We start from the raw sequence: 7875 nt of genomic DNA on the forward strand, positions 1-7875 counted from the left end.
CCGTAGCCGCAGGGGCCGGCCTCGTAGCAGAAACTCAACGCCTCGCCCGACTGGCTCAACTGCTTGAGCAGCTTACGCAGCGCGGCGGCACTGTTCTCGATAGTACCGTGATAGTACGGATCACCACGCCCCGTCCGGGCCACTGCCACGGCAATTGTCGCTTTGTGTACGTCCAAACCCACATAGACTTGGTTAAACTCATTCATGACCTGTCCCCCTCGATGCGGCTCTGTGTTGAAGGTGTTTCCCACCCCGAAAACATAACCCGCGTTCTCGAGGTGGGGCAGGTCAATCCATGATGTCTACCAGATGTTGCGTTCATGGCCTGCACCGGGTTGTAACACTCAATGGGACATCGCGAATAAAGGCTAGGCGCCCCTTCACTCCAACAACGATGCAACAGTGCATTCGCGGCATCGCCTATTCAAGAACTGTTACCTCGAAAGAAACGACACCTAGCCCTAACGACTATGCTGCATGCAGCCGCGTTTGCAGACGCCGCCTTGCGCCGACGGTCGCTGTTGCGCATTGCAGCTCGCCTCGCGTGGTGACAAGCCCTAAAATGCCGACAATTCTTGAGGTGCCCATGACCAGTCGTTTGAGTCCCGAAGACCAGCAACGCGTCGATCACTACCTGAGCGCGCCCCAGCATCAAGTTGAGCGCCAACCCTTTCGGGTGTGGCGGTTGCTTGGCGTGATTCTGCTGGTGGTCGTCGGCCTGGGTGTCCTCAGTCGTCTTCTGAGTCGATTGGTGCTATGAGCTGCCTCGCGCTCGCCCGCTCGGCTCCGCGGTTTTATCAAACCTTACGAGAGCACCTGCATGTCCCATCGAATTGTGATCGTCGGCGGCGGCGCCGGCGGCCTGGAGCTGGCCACTCGCCTGGGTAAGACCCTGGGTAAAAAGCGCAAAGCACAGGTCACCCTGGTCGACGCCAACCTCACGCATATCTGGAAACCCCTGCTGCATGAAGTCGCCGCCGGCTCGCTGAACTCCAGTGGCGACGAACTCAATTACGTGGCTCAGGCCAAGTGGAACCACTTCGAGTTCCAGCTCGGCCGCATGACCGGCCTGGACCGTGAGCAACGCTGCATCCACCTGGGGGCCAGCCTGGACGAACAGGGTGAGGTGCTGGTGCCTGAGCGCGAACTGCCCTACGACACTCTGGTGATCGCCGTGGGTAGCACTACCAATGACTTTGGCACCCTGGGTGCGGCGGAGCATTGCCTGTTTCTCGATACCCGCGAACAGGCCGAACGCTTTCACAAGCGCATGCTCAACCAATACCTGCGCGCCCATTCCGGGCAGAGTCCCGAGCCCGGCCAACTGAGCATCGCGATTGTCGGTGCCGGCGCGACCGGGGTCGAACTGGCCGCCGAGTTGCACCACGCCGCCCACCAGTTGGCGGCTTATGGCCTCAACCAGATCCGCCCGGAAGACATGCGCATCACCCTGATCGAGGCAGGCCCGCGCGTGCTGCCGGCATTACCGGAGCGCATCGGCAAGCCGGTGCACAGCACCCTGGAAAAACTGGGTGTGACCGTGATGACCAATGCAGCAGTGAGCGAGGTCACGCGCGACGGACTGATTACCCAGCAGGGCGAGCATATCGCCGCCGGGCTCAAGGTCTGGGCGGCCGGTATCCGCGCGCCGGGCTTTCTCAAGGATTTGGCTGGCCTGGAGAGCAACCGCATCAACCAGTTGCAGGTGCGCCCGACGCTGCAAACCACGCGAGACGACAACATCTTCGCCTTCGGCGATTGCGCCGCCTGCCCACAGCCAGGCAGCGAAGGCCGCAACGTGCCACCGCGCGCCCAGGCCGCCCACCAGCAGGCTTCGATGCTGGCGCGCTCGCTGAAGCTGCGCATCGACGGTCAGCCACTGCCCGAATACCGCTACCGCGATTACGGCTCACTGATTTCCCTATCGAGCTTCTCGGCAGTGGGCAACCTGATGGGCAACCTCACGGGCAGCGTGATGCTCGAAGGCTGGCTGGCGCGGATGTTCTATGTCTCGCTGTACCGTATGCACCAGGTCGCGCTGTATGGCCCGCTGCGCACCGCCGCCCTGATGCTCGGCGACCGCATCAGCCGAGGTACCGAGCCGCGCCTCAAGCTGCACTGACCCGCCCCACCTTCGTAGGGTGCGCTATGCGCACCAGGAATCTACAACCGACACCGGCGCGCGCAGCACACCTACCCTGAGCCCGCAGAGCAACAGCGCCGGCTGAGGCTCAGCGGAACGGCGGCTCGTCGAAGCTGCGCAGCTTGCGCGAGTGCAATGAGTTGAGCTGATTGCGCAGCAAGTCCAACGCGGTGATGCCGATATGCAGGTGTTGCGTCACCGCGCGTTCGTAGAACGCCCCCGCCGCCCCTGGCAGCTTGATCTCGCTGTGCAGCGGCTTGTCCGAGACGCACAGCAAGGTGCCGTAAGGTACGCGCAGACGATAGCCTTGGGCGGCGATGGTGCCGCTTTCCATGTCCACCGCGACGGCGCGGGACAGGTTGATCAGCGGCCGCTCCTGCGCCCAGCGCAGCTCCCAGTTGCGATCGTCGTAGGTCAGCACGGTGCCGGTGCGCAGGCGCTTCTTCAGCTCATCACCCTGCTCGCCGGTGACCTGCTTGGCCGCCTCTTGCAGTGCCTGCTGCACTTCGGCCAAAGCTGGCAGCGGGATGTTCGGCGGCAGCACGCGGTCGAGAATACCGTCGCGGCGCATATAGGCGTGGGCCAGCACGTAATCGCCAATGGTCTGCGATTGGCGCAGGCCGCCGCAGTGGCCGATCATCAGCCAGCAATGCGGGCGCAGCACAGCCAGGTGGTCGGTGATGTTCTTGGCGTTGGACGGCCCCACGCCTATATTCACCAGGGTGATGCCGTCGCCCTCTTTATCACTCTGCAGGTGATAGGCCGGCATCTGATAACGGTGCCAGACCACTGTCTCGATGATCGCCTGCATCTCGCCTTCGGCCATGCCGCGCTCGATCACCACATTGCCCGGCAGCACCATGCGCTTAAAGCGCGACTCGCCCACCAGCATATCCAGACCGTGACGGATGAACTGGTCGACGTAACGGTGGTAGTTGGTCAGCAGAATCCATGGCTGTACATGGCGCCAGTCACTGCCGGTGTAATGCACCAGACGGCGCAGGGAGAAATCCACCCGTGCGGCATCGAACAGCGCCAGCGGCAGCGGGTCGGTGTTCTCCCAGTCATACAGACCATCGGCTGTGCCATCGGTCGCCGCAGACAGGTCGGTGCTGGGGAATACCCGCGCCAGCTCGGCCGCAGTCACGCCGGAGCCGGCCAGCTCATCGCCCTGCTCCACCACATAAGGGTAGGGAATGTTCTGCTGGCTCAAGCCGACTTCCACCTGCACGGTGAAATCGTTCATCAGCGGGCCCAACTGCTCGAGCAGGTATTTGCGGAAGGCTGCCGGGTGGGTCACGGTGACGCTGTAGGTGCCCGGCACCTGCACCTTGGCATAGGCGCGCACGGTGGTCGGCGCTTCGCCCTGGCACAAATACACCAGGCGCAGCTCAGGGTAGCGGAACTGGCGCTGCTGCTCGGCATCGGGCTTGGTGCGCGTCTTGAGGTACAGCTTGAGTGCCTGGCTCAGGGCGCCAGTGGCCTGCTGATGCAGGGCGGCAAGGCGATCAACGGCCTCTTCGGGAGTTTGGGCAACGACGAATTCATTCGAGCAGGCTTTCACAGCGCATCTTCCTGGCGGACTTGATGCAGCTATCTTGCCTCGTTAAAGCCCGTCAGGCATAGGGCCTTGGCACACGGAAGGCGCCCGACAATGCCGAGCGCCCGCAGGCTGTCAGGCCGGCTGATGCAGGCGTGCGTTGAACAACGGCCCGTTGCTGTAACGTGTCAGCGCCTTGGCTGCGGCCAGCACACCCAGGTCGATCAGCGGCTCGATCAGGATCACGCTCATATAGGCCAGACCGAAGCTGCCGACCGACGCCAGGTTGTCGCTGGAAAAGCCATTGCCATAGAACGCCCAGAACGCGACCCAGGCGACAATGCCACCCTGGTAGGCAGTCGACAGCGCCAGCGCCTGCTTATACGAGGTGTCCACATAAGCGGTACGCGCCGGGATGATGCGCTTGGCCAGCAGATGAATGCCCCACAGCGGCACCAACAAGGTGGTGACGTTCATGCCGTACTGCGGCAGGTCGAACTGGGCAAAGAACAGCCCCTGCAGCAACAGCCCCGCAGCCAGACCAACAGCCGTGGCGCCGGCGCCAAACAGCAACAGCAGGGTCGAGCCCAGAATCAAGTGCACCTCGGAAACGCCCACCGGGTGATGCGGCAACACCTCGAAGAAGCAGAACACCAGAGCGGTAGTCAGTAGGCTGCGCACGGCCAGCGCAGCGGCGCCGCCATTCGTGCGCACGCTGTCCAGGGCAAGCTTGGCGGTCAGGCCGAACGCGGCCACGGCAGTGGTATAGCTGAGCAGCAGTTTGGCGCCTTCGACGACGCCCGGTTCGATATGCATACAGGTTCCTTGATCGCGCCCACCGCGCGACGAATCGGTAATAGAGAAACGGGCATAAGGCCCGAACGCGATGGCAGGTCTCCTGGCTCACGACATCACGCAGCGCCCGCCTTCCCAGCGGTTCAGGCCAGTGGCAAATGGGCGTTGCAAACCGTTTACAGTTGCGGGGGCAGCCAGGGCATTGGCGACACGCGCCGCACCCTGTTCCCTTTTCATTCGGTCGCGTAATGCGAACCGAAACCATCGGCGCCCACCTTACTCGGCCACATCGCTAAAAGACAGTGCCTGGAATGGGCCCAGGGCCGATTGCTCGCAACAGGGCCAGCGCATAGACTCAGGGGCCCTCCGTCTCTCCCGACCCATTCAATGCTGCCATCTGCCAGCCCCTATCGCCCAAGCCAGCACACCCCCGTGCTGCCGGCGCGTGCCTGGCCGCGTGATGCCCAGCTGCGACGCCGCCGCAGCGTACTGTTCGCTTTCACCTTCTCGCCTCCCGCCCGTCACGCCTGAGTCGCCAATCGGCGACCTCACCCCGCGTTGACCGGATGCCGCCGCAATCCTGCGTGCGCCCGCGCTTGCCTTTGCATACGCCAAGGCATGACCTGAACTGGAGTCGAGAACAATGCATCGTTGCCTGCTGTGTGTACTGATCTTCACCGTTTCGGTGATCGGCCTGAATATGGGCGCCACCCTGCCGCTGGTCGCGTTGCGCCTGCACGAAGCTGGCACGGCCAACCTGAACATAGGAATACTCAGCGCCCTGCCGGCGGCCGGCATGATCATCGCCGCGCTGCTCGCCAGCCGCCTGTGCCGACGCTTTGCCGGGCGCACGCTGTACCTGGCCTGCTTCGCGCTCTGCACCCTGAGCACAGGCGCCCTGCAATGGCCCGGCGACTCACTGACGCTGCTGGCGGTGAGCCGCTTCACCCTTGGCCTGGGTATGGGCGTGGTGGTGATCCTCGGCGAGTCCTGGGTTAACGAACTGTGCAGCGAAAGCCACCGCGGCCGAGTGGTAGCCCTCTACGCCGCCTGCTTTACCGGCGTGCAAATGGCAGGCCCAGCACTGATCAGCCTGCTCGGCGCCCACAGCGTCTGGCCAGTGGCACTGGTTACCCTGGCCAATCTGCTGGCTTTGGCCGTGGTCGCCGGCTACCTCCCGAAGGGATGGGGACTGAGCGATGGGCACACAGCCCGTAGCTTCTCGCTGACCGGCTTTGTCCGGGTGGCACCCGCGCTGTGCCTCGGCGTGCTGTTCTTCGCCTTCTTCGATGCTGTGGTGTTGTCGCTGTTTCCGGTCTACGCCAGCAGCCATGGTTACGCCCTGGGGGTCGCCGCGCTGATGGCCAGCGTGATCCTGGCCGGCGACATGCTTTTTCAGGTCCCGCTCGGCTGGCTCGCCGACCGTCTCGAGCGCCGCGCCCTGCACCTCGCCTGCGGGGTACTGACTCTGGCACTCGGTTTGAGCCTGCCCTGGCTGATGAACTGGCCAAATCTGCTATGGCCCGCACTGGTATTGCTGGGCGCGGCTGCCGGCGGCATCTACACCCTGGCACTGGTACTGATCGGCCAGAACTTCCGCGGCCCGGACCTGATGACCGCCAATGCCTGCATAGGCCTGCTCTGGGGCGTAGGCAGCCTACTCGGCCCGCTGCTCAGCGGCGCCATGATGACCCTCGGCCCACAGGGCCTGCCGCTGGCGCTAAGCCTGGCCGCCAGCCTGTTCGTGATAGCAGCGCTGGGGGCTTGGCAATTGCCCCGCCCCGCGCTATCGAAATGAGCACCTGATGGGCGGCACAGCACAAAACAGAAACGCGAACATCATCACACTCCCAGGAGATAGATGTAACCATATATTACAAAAGCAGGCGTAGTATCCCAGCGTCCTCCACACGGGGGACGCTGGCCTACCATCAAGTAACGAGAGCACAGATGAAAAAAACTCTGATCGTTGCGTTAAGTGCACTGTTCGCAACCGGCGCCATGGCCGCCGAGCAGCAGCCTCCGCACTGGAATTACCAAGGCCAGGAAGGCCCCGAGCACTGGGCCCAACTGGACCCAGGTTATGAAACCTGCGCGATTGGCCATGCCCAGTCGCCGATCGACATCCGCAGCGCCAAGCATGCGACCCTGCCCAAGATAACCTTTCACTACGACACCAGCCCCGCCGAGGTCGTGAACAACGGTCATACCGTCCAGGTGAACCTCGCCAACGCAGGCGGCATCGAGATCGAAGGCAAGCCCTATCACTTGGTGCAGTTTCACTTCCATACCCCGAGCGAAGAGCACATCGCCGGCCAGGCTTTCCCGATGGTTGCGCACTTCGTCCACCAGGCTGCCGATGGCCAGTTGGCAGTGGTAGCGGTGTTATTCAAAGAAGGACAGACAAACCAGGCACTTGCCAAAGTGTTTGATGCCATGCCGGACAAGCCGGGGGAAAAGACTGCGCTCGCTGGCACCTTTGCCCCCCAAACCATCCTCCCGGCACAGCAGGGCTACTATGCCTTTGCCGGCTCGTTGACCACCCCGCCCTGCAGCGAACATGTGCAGTGGCGCGTACTGAAACACCCGGTCGAGCTGTCCCACGCACAACTGGCCCACTTCCAGCACCTGTACGCAATGAACGCCCGCCCCATCCAACCCCTCTACGGCCGAGAAGTGCTGGAAAGCGCTGACTAGGCGCTTCTTGCATCCCGCAGTTACGGACGGTAGTACACCAGCTAAGCGGCTGGTGGGCGTGACTACCGTCCATCCCCTCCTCGCCACCGATGTGGCTCTGGTGGCGAGGGAACACTGCGGGCACGGCAACGCTCACTATTCAACTTTCGGTTCATCCCCGCTGGCGCGGGGAACACTCTTGTTGGGGCCAGCCCAGATCGCTTGCCAATGACGCCAAGCTGAACTGCGGCAACTGCAACAAGTGCTGCCCACAGGCAGCCACATCGAGGCTGTGAAACGCCAGCAGATGATAGGCCGGCGAGCCTCCCTGCTCAGGGGATGCCTTACCCCAGTAACGGAAATATGTAGTGGTCAACTAATCCCGGACACCTCGATAGGTCGTTCCGACGCCATCGTTTGTTCGTAAACGGTCGGTGGCAGATATCCCAGTTTCGAATGCAGTCGCTCGTTATTGTAAAACCCAACGATATATTCAGTGATGTCGCGTGTCGCTTCGGCATGGTTGGCATAATCGCGCCGCCATACCCGCTCCATTTTCAAGCTCAGGAAGAAGCGCTCCATCACTGAGTTATCCCAGCAGTTACCTTTACGACTCATGCTCTGCTGCATATCGTTTCTGGCCAACAGTGCTCTATAGCTCGCGCTGGCGTATTGGCTGCCGCGATCCGAGTGAGCGATCAGACCCGGTGGCGGTTGGCGC

Annotated in this window: 8 protein-coding genes, 1 pseudogene and 1 riboswitch; of the genes and pseudogenes, 4 read left to right on the forward strand and 5 right to left on the reverse strand. The window is 62.7% G+C overall.

Going from position 1 to position 7875, the window contains the following annotated elements:
- A pseudogene (locus tag BMW49_RS24155) lies at positions 1–206 on the reverse strand (IS110 family transposase); the annotation flags it as partial.
- Between the two features lie 380 nt (positions 207–586).
- On the opposite strand from BMW49_RS24155, the gene BMW49_RS24160 reads away from it, so the two are divergent.
- Positions 587–760: a DUF3094 family protein gene (locus BMW49_RS24160; protein WP_069522567.1), complete on the forward strand. Its 174-nt coding sequence runs from the start codon at positions 587–589 to the stop codon at positions 758–760.
- A gap of 60 nt (positions 761–820) precedes the next feature.
- The gene (locus tag BMW49_RS24165) at positions 821–2122 is read left to right on the forward strand and encodes an NAD(P)/FAD-dependent oxidoreductase (protein ID WP_069522569.1); all 1302 of its coding nucleotides are present in this window, start codon (positions 821–823) and stop codon (positions 2120–2122) included.
- A 109-nt stretch (positions 2123–2231) separates the two neighbouring features.
- Here BMW49_RS24165 and amn read toward each other — a convergent pair whose 3' ends face one another.
- Together amn and BMW49_RS24175 are read right to left on the reverse strand one after the other, a co-directional pair.
- Positions 2232–3707, reverse strand: a complete 1476-nt coding sequence (gene amn, locus BMW49_RS24170; RefSeq protein ID WP_069522571.1) for an AMP nucleosidase — start codon at positions 3705–3707, stop codon at positions 2232–2234.
- A 111-nt stretch (positions 3708–3818) separates the two neighbouring features.
- The gene (locus tag BMW49_RS24175; RefSeq protein WP_069522573.1) at positions 3819–4499 is read right to left on the reverse strand and encodes an energy-coupling factor ABC transporter permease; all 681 of its coding nucleotides are present in this window, start codon (positions 4497–4499) and stop codon (positions 3819–3821) included.
- 55 nt (positions 4500–4554) lie between these two features.
- Positions 4555–4759: riboswitch (cobalamin riboswitch) on the reverse strand.
- Between the two features lie 362 nt (positions 4760–5121).
- Here BMW49_RS24175 and BMW49_RS24180 point away from each other — a divergent pair.
- Complete coding sequence (locus tag BMW49_RS24180) at positions 5122–6276, forward strand: MFS transporter (protein WP_069522575.1); 1155 nt, start codon at positions 5122–5124, stop codon at positions 6274–6276.
- Positions 6277–6428: 152 nt separating this feature from the next.
- Positions 6429–7175 carry a carbonic anhydrase gene (locus tag BMW49_RS24185; protein ID WP_069522577.1) on the forward strand — a complete coding sequence of 249 codons (747 nt, stop codon included), beginning with the start codon at positions 6429–6431 and terminating at the stop codon, positions 7173–7175.
- A gap of 151 nt (positions 7176–7326) precedes the next feature.
- Here BMW49_RS24185 and BMW49_RS25755 read toward each other — a convergent pair whose 3' ends face one another.
- Together BMW49_RS25755 and BMW49_RS24190 are read right to left on the reverse strand one after the other, a co-directional pair.
- Positions 7327–7530, reverse strand: a complete 204-nt coding sequence (locus tag BMW49_RS25755; RefSeq protein ID WP_167362840.1) for an HD domain-containing protein — start codon at positions 7528–7530, stop codon at positions 7327–7329.
- The coding region (locus BMW49_RS24190) for an integrase core domain-containing protein (RefSeq protein ID WP_139205721.1) at positions 7527–7875 on the reverse strand (349 nt) is incomplete at its 5' end. The genes BMW49_RS25755 and BMW49_RS24190, both read right to left, overlap by 4 nt.

The sequence above is a fragment of the Pseudomonas cuatrocienegasensis genome (assembly GCF_900110925.1).
Lineage (GTDB): Bacteria > Pseudomonadota > Gammaproteobacteria > Pseudomonadales > Pseudomonadaceae > Aquipseudomonas > Aquipseudomonas cuatrocienegasensis.